Raw genomic sequence first — 17,353 nt, 5'->3', positions numbered from 1 at the left:
CTGAATGCGTAACCGTTATCTGGCGACCGTGGCGGTCGCCCTGTTGGCCGGTGGCCTGGCCGCCTGCTCCGGCAGCGACGACAAGGCCGACGCCGGCGCCGACAAGGGCGGGCCGATCGCCGTCAACGCGAGCGACAGCGCCTGCGAGGTCGGCATCACCGACGTCGACGCGGGCACCGTGCAGTTCAAGGTCACCAACAAGGGCGGCAAGGTCACCGAGTTCTACGTGTACGCCGCCGGCGACCGGGTGATGGGCGAGGTCGAGAACATCGCGCCGGGCCTGAGCCGCGACCTGCACGTCGAGCTGCCCGCCGGCACCTACGAGACCGCCTGCAAGCCCGGCATGATCGGCAAGGGCATCCGCGGGCCGCTGAAGGTCAACGGCTCGGCCGCCCCGCTCACCGAGGACGCCGCGCTCAAGGACGCCACCACCAGCTACTCGCGGTATGTGAAGAGCCAGACCGACGCGCTGCTGCAGAAGACGCAGGAGTTCGTGGACGCGGTCAAGGCCGGCGACGCCGCGAAGGCCAAGCAGCTGTTCCCGGTCGCTCGCACGTACTGGGAGCGGATCGAGCCCGTCGCCGAGATCTTCGGTGACCTGGACCCGAAGATCGACGGTCGGGAAGAGGTCGTCGAGGAGGGCATGAAGTTCACCGGGTTCCACGCGATCGAGCGGGACCTGTGGAAGACCGGCGACATCTCCAAGTCGGGTCCGATGGCCGACGAGCTGATGGTCAACATCAAGGAGATCGTGGCGAAGGCCAACGCGGAGCAGCTGTCCCCGCTGCAGCTCGCCAACGGCGCCAAGGAGCTGCTGGACGAGGTGGCCACCGGCAAGATCACCGGTGAAGAGGACCGGTATTCGCACACCGACCTGTGGGACTTCAACGCCAACGTCGAGGGTTCCAAGGCCGCCATCTCGGCGCTGCGGCCGGCGCTCGAGCAGCGCAACGCCGACCTGGTCAAGCAGCTGGACACCGAGTTCGCCAACGTCGACACGGCGCTGTCGAAGCACCGCGCCGGCGACGGCTGGAAGCTGCACAACGAGCTGTCGCAGGATGACCTGAAGGCGCTGTCCGACGCGATCAACGCGCTGGCCGAGCCGATCAGCAAGGTCGCCGCGGTGGTGGCGGGCTGACCCATGAACATCTCTCGTCGCCAGGCGATGACGATCGCGGGTGTCGGTGTGGCCGGCATCGCGGGCGCCGCTGCCGGCGCGACGGCCGTGCTGGCCGCCGACTCGCAACCGGAAACGGTGCCGTCGGCGGCCAGCGGCGCGGTCCCCTTCTATGGCGCGCACCAGGCCGGCATCGTCACGCCGGCCCAGGACCGGCTGCACTTCGTCGCGTTCGACGTGATCACGAAGGACCGCGACCGGCTCGTGTCGATGCTCCAGGACTGGACGGCCGCGGCCGCCCGGATGACCGCGGGCAAGGACGCCGGCACGATCGGCGCGGTCAACGGGATCCCGGAGGCGCCGCCGGACGACACCGGTGAGGCGCTCGACCTGCCGCCGGCCGGGCTGACGCTGACGGTCGGCTTCGGCCCGTCGCTGTTCCGCGACGCCCAAGGTGTGGACCGCTTCGGCATCGCCGCTAAGCGCCCGGCCGCGCTCGCGGACCTCCCGAAGTTTCCCGGCGACGCGCTGCAGCCGGAGATCTCGGGCGGTGACCTGTGCGTGCAGGCCTGCGCCAACGACCCGCAGGTCGCCGTGCACGCCATCCGCAACCTGGCCCGGATCGGCATGGGCGTGGTCAGCGTGCGGTGGTCGCAGCTCGGCTTCGGGCGGACGTCGTCGACGTCGCGCGACCAGGCGACGCCGCGCAACCTCTTCGGCTTCAAGGACGGCACCGCCAACCTCAAGGCCGAGGACACCGCGCTGCTCGACGAGCACCTGTGGGCCAAGGGCGGCGACGGTGCGTCCTGGATGGACCGTGGCACCTATCTGGTGGCGCGCAAGATCCGGATGGTCATCGAGACCTGGGACCGCACCTCGCTCGGCGAGCAGGAAGAGATCGTGGGGCGGGCCAAGGGCAGCGGGGCGCCGCTCGGCCGGCAGAACGAGTTCGACGAGCTCGACTTCACGATCAAGGGCGCCGACGACAAGCCGGCGATCGCGGACGTCGCCCACGTGAAGCTGGCCCACCACAGCCAGAACGGCGGGGCCCGGCTGCTGCGCCGCGGCTACAACTTCGTCGACGGCTCGGACGGGCTGGGCCGCCTCAACGCGGGCCTGTTCTTCATCTCCTTCCAGCGCGACGCGCACAAGCAGTTCGTGCCGATCCAGCTGCAGTTGGCGCGCCATGACGTGATGAACGAATATCTCCGGCACGTCTCGAGCGCCCTGTTCGCCTGCCCGCCGGGCGTGACGGACGCCGGCGACTATTGGGGCCGCACCCTCTTCGAGTGACGCCCCACCCCGTCCGGCGCGGCCGGGCCGGCCGCGAATCCGCTGAGCGACCGGGCGGCCGTTCGCTGGCGCACCGGAGCGTGCGGCCAGCCGTGCTGACCTATCCCAGCAAATGGCCAGCGCGCCGCCGCGATGAGCACCGCCGGCGCCGCTGCGCGTGACAGATCCGTCCATGCACGTGAGTACCGTCGGCAGGCCAGAAGGTTCACGAGCAGACGGTGCCAATGTGAATGCCACGGCGTCGGACCTGGTGCAGGCGAAGGGAAGGCGTGCGGTCATCGCAAGGCCGCAGCATGCACACGGCGAGCCCGTGCGCGCGGCGCGTCTCCCAGTGGGCGGTGGTGGCGGAGGCGCTGTTCGAAAGCGTGGCCGCGGCTCGGGGTCAGTTAGGTCTTGCGGCGGCGGACCCGGCAGGGACGGGCCCGCCAGGGACCGGCCCGTGGTCTGGCGGGAGCGACGGTCGCGCCCCCGACGGACCCGAGTCCAATATGGCCAGTTCGACCGTCCGTTCCCCGAGCACCGCCGCGCGCGCGGCCGCCTCCTCCGCGGCCGCCCGCACCCGAGCCGCCTGCGCCGCCGACGAGCCGAACAGCACCACATAACCCAGGAAGCCCAACCAGGCCAGCGCGCCAATGGCGATCTTCAAGGCCGGTGGCAGCGGCGACGGCGTGACGAACGCTTCGATCACCCCCGAGACCGCGAACAGGCCTACCAGGCCGATCGCGACCAGCAACCCTTCGCGGCCGGCCGTGGCCACCGAGCGGGTGCGGCTCAGGTGGCGTGGCGGGCGGATCCAGGCGCCGGCGATGCGGAGGCCGACGCCGGCGGCCACGTAGACGCCGGTCAACTCCAGGAGGCCGTGTGGGGTGATCAGGCTGAAGAACTGGTCGGCCTCGCCATATTGGATCATCACGCCGCCGCTCAGGCCGATGTTGAGCGCGTTGTTCCACAGGAGCCAGAGGACCGGGAGGATGAGTACGCCGGAGGCCAGGCACTGCACCGACAGCCAGGCGTTGTGCGTCCACAGGGAGAACGCGAACGTCTGCGGCGAGTACTCGGAGTAGTAGGCGGCGAACTCCGTCTCGACCAGGCGGCGCGCGGCCTCGTCGCCGATCAGGGCGCTGGCGACCTCGGGGTGGGCGGCGGTGTAGTACATGAGGAAGAAGCTCAGCGCCGTGAAGCCGGTCGCGACCGCGCTCCACCACGGCCACGCGCGGTAGGCGGCGAGCGGGAAACCCACCGTGAAAAACCGGCCGACGTCCGCCAGGCGCATACGGGGGCCGGGGGAGATCGCCGCGCGGCCGGCCAGGACCAGGCGGGAGAGGCGGGCGATCAGGGCAGGGTCGGGCGTACGGCTGCGCACGACCGACAGGTGCGTCGCCGTGCGCTGGTAGAGGGTGACCAGTTCGTCGACCTCGGCCGCGGTGAGCCGGCGTTTGCCGGAGAGCTGCTCCAAGCGGCGCCACTGCGCGCTGTGCTCGGCTACGTAGGCGTCGAGATCCACGCGCTCATAGTGTTCACTGTGCGGGTGACCGCGCAACCTGTCGACCGGGTGGTAATCGGCGAGGCCGTCGAGCTCGAGGTGCGCGCGGCCCGGGCCGGCTCGCGGATGACCGCGCTGCTGCTCGACCTGATGGCGATGTTCATCATCGCCGTGGCGCTGTTCGCCCTCGTCACGCTCGTGATGTCGACTCTGCCGTTCGAGTTCGACGACGCGTCGCTGCAGGGCATCACGGTGGTCGGCACGGTGCTGCTGCTGGTCGGCTACCCGGTGACCTGCGAGACGCTCTGGCGCGGGCGCACCCTCGGCAAGGCCGCGCTCGGCCTGCGGGTGGTCCGCGACGACGGCGGGCCCGTGCGGCTGCGGCACGCGCTGACCCGCAGCCTCGTCGGGGTCGCCGCCGAATGGCCCGGGGTGCTGCTGCCGCCGGTCACCTGGGTCGCGGCGCTGACCACGATGCTCGGCAACCCGCGCGGCAAGCGGCTCGGCGACCTCGTGGCCGGCACCATGGTGATCCACGAGCGGACGCCGGCGACCTGGGGCTGGGTGCCCGGCATGCCGCCGCAGCTGGCCGGCTGGGCCCGGACGCTCGACCTGACCGGGGTGTCCGACGAGCTGGCGCTGGCCGTCCGGCACTTCCTGGCCCGCGGCCGGGAGCTGCGGGAGCCGGCGCGCACCGAGCTCGGCCGCGAGCTGGCCGCCGAAATCGCCGCCGTCACCACCCCGCCGGCGCCGCCGAACGTGCCGGGCTGGGCCTATTTGGCCGCGGTGATCGCTGAGCGGCACCGGCGCGCCCGCGACCGGCTCGGGCGGGCCCGCGCGGTCAGCAACGCGATCTGGCCGGATCTGTCGCCGGCGCAACCGGAGACCGCGCCGTTGGTGCGCCCGGGCGTCCCCTACTCCGACGACACGCCGCCGCTGGCCTGGCCAACGACGGCCTCGCGCCTCTCCTAGAGGCGGGCGTTCGCCTTCAGGGTCAGGTACGCGTCGGCGACCGCGCTCGCGAACTCCGTGGCGGGCGCGTCGACCACCTCGACGCCGCCGCGGCGCAATGCCGCCGCCACCCGGTCGCGTTCGGCCAGCGCGCGGTGTCCGGCCGCGGCCGCGTACGCGTCGGCCGGCGTCTCCGCCCGCCGCGTCGTCAGCTCGCGGAGCAGCGGATCGTGGGTGGCCGCGACGACGACCTTGTGCCGGGCGACCAGCCGCGGCAGCACCGGCAGCAGCCCCTCGCCCAGCGCGCCCGGCTCCAGTGCCGTGAAGAGCACGATCAGCGCCCGCTTCCGTTCCCGCCGCAGCACCTCGCCGACGACCAGCTCGAAGTCGGTCTCGACGAGCGCGGGCTGCAGGGGGGCCAGCGCGTTGACCAGTCGGGCCAGCAGCACCTGGCGGCCGGCGCCGGAGACGGAGGCGCGCACGGCGGTGTCGACGGCCAGCAGGTCGACCTGGTCGCCGGCCCGGGAGGCGAGCGTGGCCAGCAGCAGGGCCGCGTCCATGGCGGCGTCGAGGCGGGGCTCGTCGCCGATCCGGACGGCCGAGGTGCGGCCGGTGTCGAGGACGCAGACGACCCGGCGGTCCCGCTCGGGGCGCCAGGTGCGGACCATCACGTCGGACCGCCGGGCGCTGGCCCGCCAGTCGATCGAGCGCACGTCGTCGCCGATCACGTACTCGCGCAGCGCGTCGAACTCGGTGCCCTGGCCGCGGCCGCGGGTCACGATGGTGCCGTCGAGCACCCGCAGGCGCGCGGTCTTCTCGGGCAGCAGCTGGCGCGAGGCGAATCGGGGCAGCACCCGGACCCGCCACGGCGGCGTCGCGGGGCGTTCGGCGCGCTGGCGGAACGCGAGGCCGAGCGGGCCGTGGGAGCGCACGGTCACGCGTACGGCCGGGCGGTCGCCGCGCCGGGTCGGGGTCAGCTCCGCGGCCAGGGTCGCGCTGCCGCCCGGTGGCGCCGTCAGGCGTTCGGGCGGCGTGACCGCGCCGGCCGACGGCACCCAGGCGTCGCGGATCTGGGCGCGCAGCGTACGCGGGCCGTTGTTGCGCAACCGCAGCCGCACGGTGGCCGACTGTCCCAATCGGACAGTGGTGTCGCCGTTGCGGTCCAGTGCGAGGTCGCGCAGCGGGGCGGCCAGCAGAAAGTCCACAAGGGACGCTGCGAGCACGAGGAAGCCCGCGGCCGCGGCGGCCCACCACGGCGCCGCCCACAGCGGCATGGTGAGCGCGGCGACGCCGAGCAGCAGGGCGCTCCGCCAGGTGACCATCGTCAGCGCGGGGTCGGCACGGTGCCGAGCACCGCGTCCAGGATCTGGTCGACGGTCACGCCCTCGAGCTCGGCCTCGGGGCGCAGCCGCACCCGGTGCCGCAGCGTCGGCCGGGCCACGGCCTTGACGTCGTCGGGCGTCACGTACTCGCGGCCCGAGATCCAGGCCCACGCCTTGGCCCCGGCAAGCAGCGCGGTGGCGCCGCGGGGCGAGGCGCCCAGCTCCAGCGACGGGGAGACGCGGGTGGCCCGGCACAGGTCGACGATGTAGCCGAGCACCATGTCGACCACACCGACACGGCCGACCGCCTCCCGCCCGGCGGCCAGGTCGGCCGCGGTGGCCACCGGCTGGATGCCGGCGGCGGCCAGGTCGCGCGGGTTGAAGCCCTGGTGGTGGGCGCGCAGCACGCCGAGCTCGTCGTCGCGGCTGGGCAGCGGGACCGCCAGCTTGAGCAGGAACCGGTCGAGCTGGGCCTCGGGCAGCGGGTAGGTGCCCTCGTACTCGATCGGGTTCTGGGTCGCGATCACCAGGAACGGCTCGGGCAGCGGCCGGGGCACACCCTCGACCGACACCTGGCGCTCCTCCATGACCTCCAGCAGCGCGGACTGGGTCTTGGGCGGCGTCCGGTTGATCTCGTCGGCCAGCAGCAGGTTGGTGAACACCGGGCCCGGGCGGAACGTGAACGCGGCGCCGTGCGGGTCGTAGACCAGCGAACCGGTCACGTCGCCGGGCATCAGATCGGGCGTGAACTGCAGCCGCTTCATGTCGAGGTCGAGCGCCGCCGCGAAAGCCCGGACGAGCAGGGTCTTGGCGACTCCGGGTACGCCTTCCAGCAGCACGTGGCCCCGGGTGAGCAGCCCGATCAGCAGACCGGTGACGATCGCGTCCTGGCCGACCACCGCCTTGGCGATCTCGGCCCGAAGCCGGTGCAGGGCCACCCGGGGATCGGTCTCGGCGGTCGGTCCGGCGGCGAGGGTCACCGTGGTTCTCCTTGGTCGGGCCCGGCGCCGCCGGGCTGGGTGCCAGGCCAGGCGTGGCCGGGCGGGGTGTCGGGCCCGGCGCCGCCGGGCTGGGTGTCGCGGCTGGGCACGCCGCCCACCTCGTCGGCCACCGTGTCGAGGCCGCGGGCGAGGTCGAGCAGTTCGTCGTCGTGCGTCGGTTCGGGACCGTAGAGCAGCGCGCCGAGCCGGTCGGGGTCGCGGCCGGTGCGGGCGGCGACGGCCTCGGCCACGTCGGTCGGCGTGTGGCCGGGCTCCAGACCGAGCGCGGGCTCGATCCGGCGCAGCGCGGCCCGCCGGAGCACCTCGGCCGCCGGCCCACGGGCCTTGGCGCGCTGGTAGAGGCGTCCCCGGCCGAGCACCGTCTCGCCGGAGCGCACCTCGACCGGCAGCGGCTCGCTCACCGCGGGACCGAGGCGCCGGGCCGCCCAGAGCAGCAGCAGGAGCAGCGCGGCGCCCAGCGTCGCGAGCATCGCCCACACCCACGGCGGGAACGCGTCGGTCAACGAGGCACTGTCGCCGCCGGCGGCGCTCTCGCCGTCATCACTGCTGCCGTCACCGTCGCGCGCGCCGGACCGGTCGCCCTCCGGCGGCGCCGGATAGCCCTCACCCGGATCCACCGGCTGACCGTCGTCGGTCCGGTAGTCGTCGGGCGGGCCGGTCCCCGGTGGCGGCTCCGGCGGCGTGTAGCGCTCGTGCAGGTCGAGCCAGACGAGCCGGGGCCGGGTGGCCAGCAGACCGGCGGCGAAGGCCCGGTTGTCGTGCTCGGCGAGCCGGTCGTTGCGGAACGGATCGGTGGCGCCGACGACCACGATCTCCTGCGGATAGCTGAACCGGAACACGCTGGCGCGATAGCACGCGTCAAAGGCACGGGAGCGGTTCACGGCGTACGCCTGGCGGCGCGCGGCCACGTCGCCGGTCTGCTCGACGCCGGGGATCCGGCAGCCGCCGGACGGCTCGGCCCTGGTGGCCCACCGCCGCTGGGCGCGGGTCAACGGGACGCCGGCGCCCTGCAGCGTGCGGGCCGGCGGGTCGACCAGCACGATCCGGGTGTCGGCCGGCAGCGACTCAAGCATCTCGGCGGTCTGGGCGTCGAGGAACTCGGCGGCCGGCACGAACAGCGTCGCGCCGGCGGAGTCGGTCAGCGCGGTGCGCGGATCGGTGTGCCGGACCACGGTGACACCGCGTTCGCGCACCGCGTCGGCCAGCCGGGCCGAGCCGATGCCCGCTTCGCTGACGGGCGAGAGGAAGTCGGCGTCGCCGGTGTCGGGTGTGTCGATCGCGTGCGCCACCACCGTGGTGAGCACCACCAGCAGGGCCAGCCCGAACGGGATCGTCGTGCGCCGGGTGCGCCGCAGCCCACGGAGCAGGGCCGCCCGGCGGCCGGGTGCGCGCACCGTCATGCCTCACCCCGCCGGCTCGCCGGCACCCGGGCGCCGGTGACGGCCTTGTCCACATCGGACGCGAGTTGTCTCATCGTGGCGTCGTCGTGGGCGGTGGCGGGCTTCTGGCCGTACCAGATGTCGGAGAAGATCAGGCCCGCGGCGCCGAGCGGGCGGTCGGTGGCCGGCGCGCGCTGGCCGGCGGCCGAGGCCAGCTCGGTGACCGTCCATCCTGGATGGTGGTCGATCACCTTGCGGTCGACCAGCAACCGGACCACCGCGCGCAACCGCTCGCGCACGGCCTCGGCCCAGCGGCCCTGCGCCGCATAGCGGTCGGCCCGGGACAGGAAGGTCGCGGCCGGCAGGTCGGGCAGCGCGTCGGGCTCGCTGTCGTCCTGCAGAGCCTCCTCGGGCGTCGGAGGCTGGCTCGGCCGCGCGCGGCGCGTGAACCATGCCGGCCGGAACCGGAAGCGGCGGATGCGGGCCCAGTGGGTCCAGACCACCGCCACGACGCCGGCCAGCGCCAGCAGGATGAGCAGCAGCCAGCCGAGCGACAGCACGTCGCCCACCGCCGCCACCGACTCCGTCCACCAGCGCGCGAAGCCGCTCATCGGCGCACCGCCAGCGGGTCGGCGTGCAGGCCCCGGCTCAGGGCGATGTCAAGGCCCTCCGTGCGGAACCGGGTCTCCAGGTGCAGGGTCGCGACCAGGCAGGCCAGGGCGGCGTACGCCAGGGTGTTGACCGCGACCCGCATGCCGACGAGCAGCACGCCGATCGCCTCGTCGGGCAGGGGGACGAGCTGGGAGAGCAGGTTGCCGCCGCCGGTGCCGACGAGCACCCGGATCAGCCACCAGGTGAAGTAGGCGACCAGCAGGATCCACAGCGCCCGCGCGCCCGAGCGGCCGGCCAACTTGATGCCGCGGCCGATCGCGCGGAACGGGTTGACCCGGTCGACCACCAGCACCGGCACGGCCAAGGCGGTGAAACCGAGGCCGACCGCCCACAGAGGGCCGGCGAACGACGCGGTGGCCACGGTCAGGCCCGCGAACACGGCCAGCGCGGTCGTGGCGATCGGGCGCAGGCCGCGGGGGTCGACCACCGCCCGGGTGGGCAGCGGCCGACCGAGCAGCAGAGCGCCGGCGGCCCGGGCGGCGGGTGCGGCGACCAGCGCGATGATCAACGCCTCGCAGCCCGCGCCGACGCAGAGGACGGTCCAGACCGGGCCGAAGTCCTCGTCGAGCCAGCGGAACGGGTCGACCACGTCGGTCAGATAGAGGTTGGCCCAGTCGCGCAGGGGCGCCAGCAGCAGCTGCTCCCCGATCGCCAGGACCGCGGCCAGGGGGAGCAGCGCCAGCGCGTGCGCCCGGAGCACCAGGAGGGCGGCGTCGAGCAGCTCGCCCACCGTGAGGGGGCGCCGGGGGATGGCGGACGTGTCCAGGGTCGGCTCCGGGAGGCTGCGCGGGATAGCGGTCATCGTGGCATGGCGCAGGTCACGCTCGGGGACCGGAGTGGGGGATATTGCGTACCCGGTGGCCCGGAAGAGCGCCGAACGACCGAATTGTGGGGACCGCGTACCGGGTCGGTCCAGATAATCCCCCGGCCGGCCGGTCACACCGCGATGAACGCGGATGGAATATTGGTGCCATGAGAGCCCGGGTTCTGGTGGTGGACGACGACCCCGCGTTGGCGGAGATGCTCGGCATCGTGCTGCGCAGTGAGGGATTCCTACCCTCGTTCGTGGCCGACGGCGAGCGAGCCTTGTCCGCGTTCCGGGAGAACCGGCCCGACATCGTCCTGCTCGACCTGATGCTGCCCGGGATGAGCGGCATCGACGTCGCCCGGTCGATCCGGTCGGAGTCCGGCGTCCCGATCGTCATGCTGACCGCCAAGAGCGACACCGTCGACGTGGTGCTCGGGCTCGAGTCCGGCGCCGACGACTACGTGGTCAAGCCGTTCAAGCCCAAGGAGCTGGTCGCCCGGATGCGGGCCCGGCTGCGCCGGGGCGAGGACGCCGCGCCGGAGATGTTGACCATCGGCCCGCCCGGCAATCAGATCACCATCGACGTGCCGGCCCACACGGTCACCCGCGACGGCGACGAGGTCAAGCTGACCCCGCTGGAGTTCGACCTGCTGGTCGCCCTGGCCCGCAAGCCGCGCCAGGTCTTCACCCGCGAGGTGCTGCTCGAGCAGGTCTGGGGCTACCGCCACGCGGCCGACACGCGCCTGGTCAACGTGCACGTCCAGCGCCTGCGCGCCAAGATCGAGCCCGACCCCGAGCGGCCCGAGATCATCCTCACTGTCCGTGGCGTCGGCTACAAGGCCGGCACCGGATAACCTGGGTTGCGCTGTGAGCAGAGCGTCACTCGACGAAGTCCTCCGTAAGGCCCGGGCCGACGCCCGGGTCCTTTGGGGTCGGCTCGTCCGCCAGCTGACGCTCTTCCTGGTGACCATCGAACACACCTGGCGGCGCTCGCTCCAGGTCCGCGTGGTCACCCTGACGCTGGTCGTGTCGAGCCTGCTGGTCGCGGTCTTCGCCTACGTGGTCGCCTACCGGAGCTCGACGATCCTGCTCAACCGGGCCGAGGAGAACCTGTCGGCGCAGTTGGACTACGGCCAGTCCTGGACCCGGGAGCAGCTCGCGGTCTTCAGCAAGCCTTACGAGCCCAACGTCCAGGGCACGCTCCAGGACGTCGTCTTCTATCTCGGTGGCGGTGACGCGCAGGACCCGAGCTCGGGCCTGGTCGTGGTCAAGGCCGACAGCTTCATCGACATCTCCACGGTGCAGTCGCGCCCCGGTGACATCTCCGGCGTGCTCACCGGTGACATCACCCAGGCCGTCGAGCGGGGCGACAAGGCCACCGCGATCCGATCCGCCGACCTGGGCGCGGGCCCCGCGAAATACCTCGTCAAGGGCACCCCGGTCAGCACCAAGTTCGGCCAGGTCGAGCTCTACTACGTCGAGCCGCTGAGCACCCAGGACTCCGCGGCCAGCCAGATCAACACCACGGTGCTCGCCACCGGCGCGACCCTGGTACTCCTGCTCGGGCTGCTCTCCGCGCTGGTCACCCGGCTGGTCGTCCGGCCGGTCCGGATCGCCGCCCGCACCGCGCAGCGGCTCTCCGCGGGCCTGCTCGACCAGCGGATGGTGGTCTCCGGTGAAGACGACCTGGCGTTGCTCGCGGCGTCGTTCAACCAGATGGCCGCCAACCTGCAGCGGCAGATCGTCCGCCTGGAAGACATGTCACGCCTGCAGCGCCGGTTCACGTCCGACGTGTCGCACGAGCTGCGCACCCCACTGACCACCGTACGGATGGCCGCCGACCTGATCTTCGCCGAGCGCGAGCGGTTCCCGGCCGACGTGACCCGGACGGCGGAGATCCTGCAGACGGAGCTCGACCGCTTCGAGAGCCTGCTCACGGACCTGCTCGAGATCAGCCGCTACGACGCCGGCTTCGCCATGCTCGACGCCGAGCCCACCGACCTCGTGCCGCTGGTGCACCGGGCGGTCGAGCCGCTGCGGGGTCTGGCCGAGCGCTGTGCGGTCGACCTGCGGGTCGACGTGCCCGACTCGCCGGTGATCGTCGAGGCCGACCCGCGGCGGGTCGAACGCATCCTGCGCAACCTGGTCGGCAACGCCGTCGAACACGCCGAGGCCAAGCCCGTCGTGGTGCGGCTGGTCACCGACGGGACGGCGGCGGCCGTAGCGGTGCGCGACCACGGCCTGGGCCTCAAGCCCGGCGAGGAGAAGCTGGTCTTCAACCGGTTCTGGCGGGCCGACCCGTCGCGGGCGCGACAGACCGGCGGCACGGGTCTGGGCCTGTCCATCAGCCTGGAGGACGCCCGCCTGCACGGCGGCTGGCTGGAGGCCTGGGGCGCGCCCGGCCAGGGCGCCCAGTTCCGGCTGACGCTGCCGGTGCGGGCCGGCGACCGGCTCACCACGTCGCCGGTGCGGCTGGTGCCCGAAGACGCGGACGTGCCCGCGGTGGCCGCGCCCGTGCAGCCCCGCGCGATCACAGCGGTCCCGGCGGAGGTGCCATGATGCGGCGCCGGTTCGCCGGGATCGTGGCCGTGGCCGGTCTGGCGGCGGGCCTGGTCGCGGGCTGCGGCATCCCCGACCACTCCGACGTCAAGGTGGAGAAGGCGGGCCCGGTGCAGGGCGCCGGCGCGCAGACCAGCACCGCCCAACCGCCCCCCGAACGCGACGAGGCGAGCAGCATCGACGAGTTCGTCCGCAACTTCCTCGAAGCACCGGCGGGCGAGTTCGAGCGGAGCCAACACCGCGTGCAGGACTACATGAGCCAGGGGAAGGCCGACAACATCAACTTCAAGAGTGGTGTTGCCCTGGTTCGGCTGCGGAACACTCCTGAGATCAACCGGGAAAGCGGTCAGGTCAAGCTCACGGTCACGCACCTGGGTGTCCTGAACGCCAATGGGGAGATCCTCCCGCCCACGCGCGGCACGGAGACCTACCTCCTGCAGGTCAATCCGGAGCCCACGATCGGCGGTTACTCGCTGGCCGTCCCGCCGCCGATGCCGCTGCTCAACGTGAACGTCCTGTCGACCTATTACACCGATCGCACCGTCTACTTCTGGAACAGCGACCGCAGCGCGCTCGTGCCCGATCTGCGCTGGCTGCCCCGGGAGGTCGGCGCCGACCGGGTCCCGACTGAGCTGTTGAAGATGATCGAGAACGGTCCGTCGCCGTCCGTCGCCGACGTGGCGCAGGCGCTGCCCGAGGGCAGCAAGCTACTCATCAACGCGCCGATCGACAACGGCCAGCTGACGATGAACTGGTCACCCAAGGCGGTCGACAACAACGCCGAGGACTTCCTCGCCCAGCAGGCGGCCTGGACGGTTCGTGGCCCGGACCTGGTTCAGCCTCAGAAGCTCCAGCTAAAGATCAACGGCCAGGCGTTGGCGGAGCCGTACAACGTCGAGGATCTGCTGCATCGGATGCCGTACCCGGTTGGGCCGGACGAGCACGCCTACACGATTCTCGACGGCCGGATCCGCGCGCTGGCCGGCACGTCCGTCGATCCGCCGGTGACCAGCGCGGCAAACCAGAACCTACGCTCGGCGGCCTTCAACCGGCACGACGACGGCATGGACGCCGCCGTTGTCACGAGGGCGGGCGACCTGCGGCTCGGCACCGCTGTGGCCGGCGGCCAGATCGCCGAGTGGACCGCGGTTCCCGGCGTCAGGCCGGTCTCGCCTCCGGTGTGGATCCCACGGTCGCGAACCGCACTGGTGATCACCGACAGCGGTCTCTACAAGTTCGGCCCGGGACAGCGACCCGCGAAGCTCTCTCCGAAGGGCGTGCCGGCCGGGATCACCCATGTCGCGGCCGCGCCGGACGGCCAGCGCATCGCGTTGATCGCCAGCGACCGGCTCTACGTCGCGCCGGTCGTCAACAACCAGGACGACGTGAGCCTTTCGGAAGCGTGGCCCGTGGCCAAACCGTTGGACGCCATGACGGCGGTGGCCTGGAGTGGTGAGACGGCGCTCGCCGTCGGGGGCACCGATGACGAGGGTCGGTTGTCGATCTACGACGTCACGATCGACGGCGCCCGCAGGGTCGAGCGGATCGTCGACGCGCAGGGCCAGATCACGACGATCGCCGCCTATCCGGAGAGCACGGCCCTCGGCCGGTTCAGCACGGTGCTCTACGAGGCGGAGAACGTGACCTGGCTGACCCGCGGCGGGTCGACCAAGTTGACCCGCGCCGGCCTGGCCGGCGTGCCGAGCAACCCCTCGCCGGGAACGGACGAGCAGGACCAGCCGACCGCACCCTTCTTCATCTACTGAGCCCGTGGTTCTCGCCGCGCTCGCCGATCTGGTGCTGCCGGCCGAGTGCGCCGGCTGCCGCACGCCGCACGTCCCGCTCCGCCGCGGCGCCTGTGCCGACTGCGCCGCTTCCCTGGCCGCCCTGCGGCCACACGCCGCCCGGCCGAATCCCGCACCCGCTGGTCTGCCGCCGTGCACCGCGGTCGGGGACTACGCCGGACCGCTGCGCGAGGCCCTGCTGGCCTACAAGGAACGCGGCCGCGTAACCCTCGCGACCCCGCTCGGCACCCTGCTCGCCGAAGCGGTCGCCCTGGCCGCGGGTGGCGTCCGCCGCCCGGTGACGCTGATCCCGGTCCCGTCCACCGCGTCAGCGATCAGAGAGCGCCACGGCGACCACATGCGCCGCCTCGCCGACCGCGCCGCGAGAACGCTGCGCCGCGCGGGCTGGCCGGCGACGGTCGCGCAACCGTTGCGGGCGCTGCCGAAACCGGACCACACCCACCTCGACAGTGCCCAGCGGGCAATTGCGGCCGCGGCAGCCTTCCAACCGCGCCGCACCAGGTCGCGCGCGAACGGGGGAGCGGTCGTCCTCGTCGACGACATCGTGACCACCGGCGCCACCCTCGCGGCGGTGACCGCGGTGCTGCTCCGGTCCGGCATACCGGTCGACGGCGCCGCCGTACTCGCAGCGACACGCAGGCGTCACCCTCAGTAGGGCCGTTTTCACCCGATCGCGCCCACTGGGCGAAACTTCTCCGAGCCCTCGGCCTGACAGGGGGTGACTGAGACGCCAACGGGCGTTAGCGTGAAATTCACCGGGGTAGGACTGTGGTCCAAGCCTCGAGGGGACCCGCATCCGAAAGGAGGCGCACCGTCCGGTCGGTCGATGCCCAGGGTCATGAGCTCACGGCGTTGCCGACTCCCAACACCACCGCAATCAGCTCAGAGAAGTTGTGGGAGGTAACGCGTGGACATCGTCGTCAAGGGCCGAAACGTTGAGGTGCCCGACCATTTCCGGATCCATGTCGCCGACAAGCTGGCGAAGGTCGAGCGCTACGACCAGAAGCTGATCCGAGTCGACGTCGAACTATTCCACGAGCGCAATCCGCGCCAATCCGACCACTGCCAGCGCGTGGAGATCACCTGCGCGTCCCGCGGACCGGTGGTCCGCGCCGAGGCCTGCGCCTCCGACTTCTACGCCGCCCTCGACGCGGCGATCACGCGACTCGACAGCCGCCTGCGCCGGGCGGCCGACCGGCGGCGCGTACACCGCGGTCGCCCGCCTGTCTCCGTCGCGGAGCACACGGCGACCCTGCCCTACGCGGCGGAGCCGGTGCTTCCCGCGCAGTCCAAGAAGTCGGCCGGCACGGCGGTGCTCGACGACCCGGCGGAACGCTACGCGGTGCTGGAGCAGGACGAGCAGGACGATCAGCCCTGGCACATCGCGCGGGTCAAGGAGCACCCGGGCGAACCGATGACCGTCGACGACGCGCTCTTCCAGATGGAGCTCGTCGGACACGACTTCTATCTGTTCAACGACAAGGAAAGCGGCCAGCCGAGCGTGGTCTACCGCCGCAAGGGATACGACTACGGGATCATCTCGCTACAGGTGTGACCCGATGGTGTGCGGGACGAAGTGGGCGTCGTTGCGGGTGATGAGCCCGTCGACGCCCACTCCTTCCCGGATGCCCATCCCCGCCGGCTCGCCGTCGACCAGCCACACGCCGAGCACCGGGTGACAGACGCCGTCGCTGCTGGGATATGACGGCAGCTCGCGCAGCTCCTGATAGACGAACCCCTCCGCGCCGTAGTCGCCGCCGTTGGCGACCAACGGCACGTTGTCGCGCACGAGCTCGACATTGGCGCCCTCACGGGACCAGATCGGCTTCTTGGCGTACGAGGTCATCGTCGCGGGTTTCTGGTCGGCGAAGTAGGCCGGCAGCAGCAGCTCGCCCTCGGGCTTGTCCCCGAACAGCTCCCACAGCACCGGCAGCAGGCCCTTGTTGGACCAGAGCGCCGCGGTGTAGGGCGGCTCGATCCAGACGGTGCCGCGCTTGGTCGGGTCGGCCATGTTGCGGAAGATCGCCCGGCCGCCCTCCTCGTGCCAGAGCCACTCCCACGGGTAGAGGATGAAGATCACGTCGATCTGCGGACCGACCTCGAACTGGCCGCGCTGGAAGCGGATCGTCCCGTCGACCTCGTCGACACCGATCTGGCTCATCGCGATCAGCTCGGTCGGGAAACCGGCCTGGTTGGCCGTCTCCATCAGGTAGGCGACGTTCATCCGGTCCTCGCCGGACGTCTCGCTCGTCTCGTAGGCGAAGTAGATCGTCGGCCGCTCCGGCAGCCACGGCCGGGCCGCCCGCAGCTCGGCCATGTTGCGCTGCCACGCGTCGACGAGCCGCTCGTGGACCGCGTTCCACTGCCGCTCGGGGTGGTGGGTCTGGCCGGTCTGCTCCAGCCACGACCACTGCACCACCGCGCTCTCCAGCAGCGCCGTCGGCGTCTGCGCGTTGAACTCGAGGAGCTTCGGTGTGCTGCCCTTGCCCGCGTACCACAGGTCGAACCGCCCGTAGACGCTCGGCGAGTAGTCGGGAGCCTGCGGCGCGTGCGCGTGCGCCCCGAACAGGTCCTTGTCGGCGTGCGTCCACGCGTCCTTGTCGCCGTCGAACCAGGTGCGGATCACCTGTTCGTGCACGTATTCCGGGATGCCGATCCGGGCCATCCGGCAGGTGTCGGGCCAGCATTCGGCCGAGAGGTAGGCCTCGCGACGGACGGCGCGTTCCCGGCGCGGACACCCGGCCACGATGTGGTCGCCGGCGGCCACGCACATCCGGTGCAGGGTGGTCGCCGCCCGCTCGAGCGCCAGGATCTCGTCGAGGTCGAAGTCGTAGAACGGGCCCTCACGCCAGTAGGACAGCGTCCGGCCGTCGGCCAGGGGAGTGGCGTTGTAGGTCAGGCCGAGCGACGCGTTGGCCTGCTCCCACTCCGCCCGCTGTGCACCGTGCGCGACCCGCCGCACC

The 17,353-nt window shown here is 72.3% G+C and carries 15 protein-coding genes; 8 read left to right on the top strand and 7 right to left on the bottom strand.

Annotation, left to right across the window (positions count from 1 at the left end; genetic code table 11):
- Window positions 1-4 precede the first annotated feature (4 nt).
- Together efeO and efeB are read left to right on the top strand one after the other, a co-directional pair.
- Window positions 5-1,138, top strand: a complete 1,134-nt coding sequence (gene efeO, locus O7635_RS03495) for an iron uptake system protein EfeO (RefSeq protein ID WP_278078957.1) — start codon at window positions 5-7, stop codon at window positions 1,136-1,138.
- Between the two features lie 3 nt (window positions 1,139-1,141).
- Entirely contained in the window at window positions 1,142-2,410 is a 1,269-nt protein-coding gene (gene efeB, locus O7635_RS03490; protein ID WP_278078956.1) for an iron uptake transporter deferrochelatase/peroxidase subunit, read from the top strand.
- A 382-nt stretch (window positions 2,411-2,792) separates the two neighbouring features.
- On the opposite strand, the gene O7635_RS03485 is transcribed toward efeB, so the two are convergent.
- Window positions 2,793-3,914, bottom strand: coding sequence for a stage II sporulation protein M (locus tag O7635_RS03485; RefSeq protein ID WP_278078955.1), 1,122 nt, complete (start codon window positions 3,912-3,914; stop codon window positions 2,793-2,795).
- Between the two features lie 24 nt (window positions 3,915-3,938).
- On the opposite strand from O7635_RS03485, the gene O7635_RS03480 reads away from it, so the two are divergent.
- Window positions 3,939-4,865: an RDD family protein gene (locus O7635_RS03480; RefSeq protein ID WP_278078954.1), complete on the top strand. Its 927-nt coding sequence runs from the start codon at window positions 3,939-3,941 to the stop codon at window positions 4,863-4,865.
- Here O7635_RS03480 and O7635_RS03475 read toward each other — a convergent pair.
- The 5 genes from O7635_RS03475 to O7635_RS03455 are packed head-to-tail and all read right to left on the bottom strand — an operon-like array spanning window position 4,862 to window position 10,020.
- Window positions 4,862-6,166: a DUF58 domain-containing protein gene (locus tag O7635_RS03475; RefSeq protein ID WP_278078953.1), complete on the bottom strand. Its 1,305-nt coding sequence runs from the start codon at window positions 6,164-6,166 to the stop codon at window positions 4,862-4,864. The genes O7635_RS03480 and O7635_RS03475 overlap by 4 nt on opposite strands.
- 2 nt (window positions 6,167-6,168) lie before the next feature.
- Entirely contained in the window at window positions 6,169-7,146 is a 978-nt protein-coding gene (locus tag O7635_RS03470; protein WP_278078952.1) for a MoxR family ATPase, read from the bottom strand.
- Window positions 7,143-8,567: a DUF4350 domain-containing protein gene (locus tag O7635_RS03465; RefSeq protein ID WP_278078951.1), complete on the bottom strand. Its 1,425-nt coding sequence runs from the start codon at window positions 8,565-8,567 to the stop codon at window positions 7,143-7,145. Before O7635_RS03465 ends, O7635_RS03470 begins: the two co-directional genes overlap by 4 nt.
- The gene (locus O7635_RS03460; RefSeq protein ID WP_278078950.1) at window positions 8,564-9,157 is read right to left on the bottom strand and encodes a DUF4129 domain-containing protein; all 594 of its coding nucleotides are present in this window, start codon (window positions 9,155-9,157) and stop codon (window positions 8,564-8,566) included. Before O7635_RS03460 ends, O7635_RS03465 begins: the two co-directional genes overlap by 4 nt.
- On the bottom strand, window positions 9,154-10,020 hold the full coding sequence (locus tag O7635_RS03455) for a hypothetical protein (RefSeq protein ID WP_278078949.1): 867 nt from the start codon (window positions 10,018-10,020) through the stop codon (window positions 9,154-9,156). The genes O7635_RS03460 and O7635_RS03455 overlap by 4 nt, the downstream gene beginning before the upstream one ends.
- Before the next feature lie 170 nt (window positions 10,021-10,190).
- On the opposite strand from O7635_RS03455, the gene mtrA reads away from it, so the two are divergent.
- From mtrA to raiA, 5 genes are all read left to right on the top strand, one after another.
- Window positions 10,191-10,880 (top strand): MtrAB system response regulator MtrA, encoded by a 690-nt coding sequence (mtrA, locus tag O7635_RS03450; protein WP_278078948.1) that lies wholly within the window; start codon window positions 10,191-10,193, stop codon window positions 10,878-10,880.
- A 94-nt stretch (window positions 10,881-10,974) separates the two neighbouring features.
- Window positions 10,975-12,585: an MtrAB system histidine kinase MtrB gene (mtrB, locus tag O7635_RS03445; RefSeq protein WP_278085355.1), complete on the top strand. Its 1,611-nt coding sequence runs from the start codon at window positions 10,975-10,977 to the stop codon at window positions 12,583-12,585.
- Window positions 12,585-14,351, top strand: a complete 1,767-nt coding sequence (locus tag O7635_RS03440) for an LpqB family beta-propeller domain-containing protein (RefSeq protein ID WP_278078947.1) — start codon at window positions 12,585-12,587, stop codon at window positions 14,349-14,351. The genes mtrB and O7635_RS03440 overlap by 1 nt, the downstream gene beginning before the upstream one ends.
- 4 nt (window positions 14,352-14,355) lie before the next feature.
- On the top strand, window positions 14,356-15,045 hold the full coding sequence (locus O7635_RS03435) for a ComF family protein (protein WP_278078946.1): 690 nt from the start codon (window positions 14,356-14,358) through the stop codon (window positions 15,043-15,045).
- A 252-nt stretch (window positions 15,046-15,297) separates the two neighbouring features.
- Window positions 15,298-15,945 (top strand): ribosome-associated translation inhibitor RaiA, encoded by a 648-nt coding sequence (gene raiA / locus O7635_RS03430; RefSeq protein ID WP_278078945.1) that lies wholly within the window; start codon window positions 15,298-15,300, stop codon window positions 15,943-15,945.
- On the opposite strand, the gene O7635_RS03425 is transcribed toward raiA, so the two are convergent.
- Window positions 15,934-17,352 carry a glutathionylspermidine synthase family protein gene (locus O7635_RS03425; RefSeq protein WP_278078944.1) on the bottom strand — a complete coding sequence of 473 codons (1,419 nt, stop codon included), beginning with the start codon at window positions 17,350-17,352 and terminating at the stop codon, window positions 15,934-15,936. The two genes, raiA and O7635_RS03425, sit on opposite strands and share 12 nt — an antisense overlap.
- Window position 17,353 lies beyond the last annotated feature (1 nt).

Origin of the sequence: Asanoa sp. WMMD1127, from assembly GCF_029626225.1 — a bacterium.
Classification (GTDB): Bacteria; Actinomycetota; Actinomycetes; order Mycobacteriales; family Micromonosporaceae; genus Asanoa.
The sequence above is the reverse complement of the archived record's forward strand: the minus strand, read 5'-3'. Positions and strand labels throughout refer to the sequence as shown.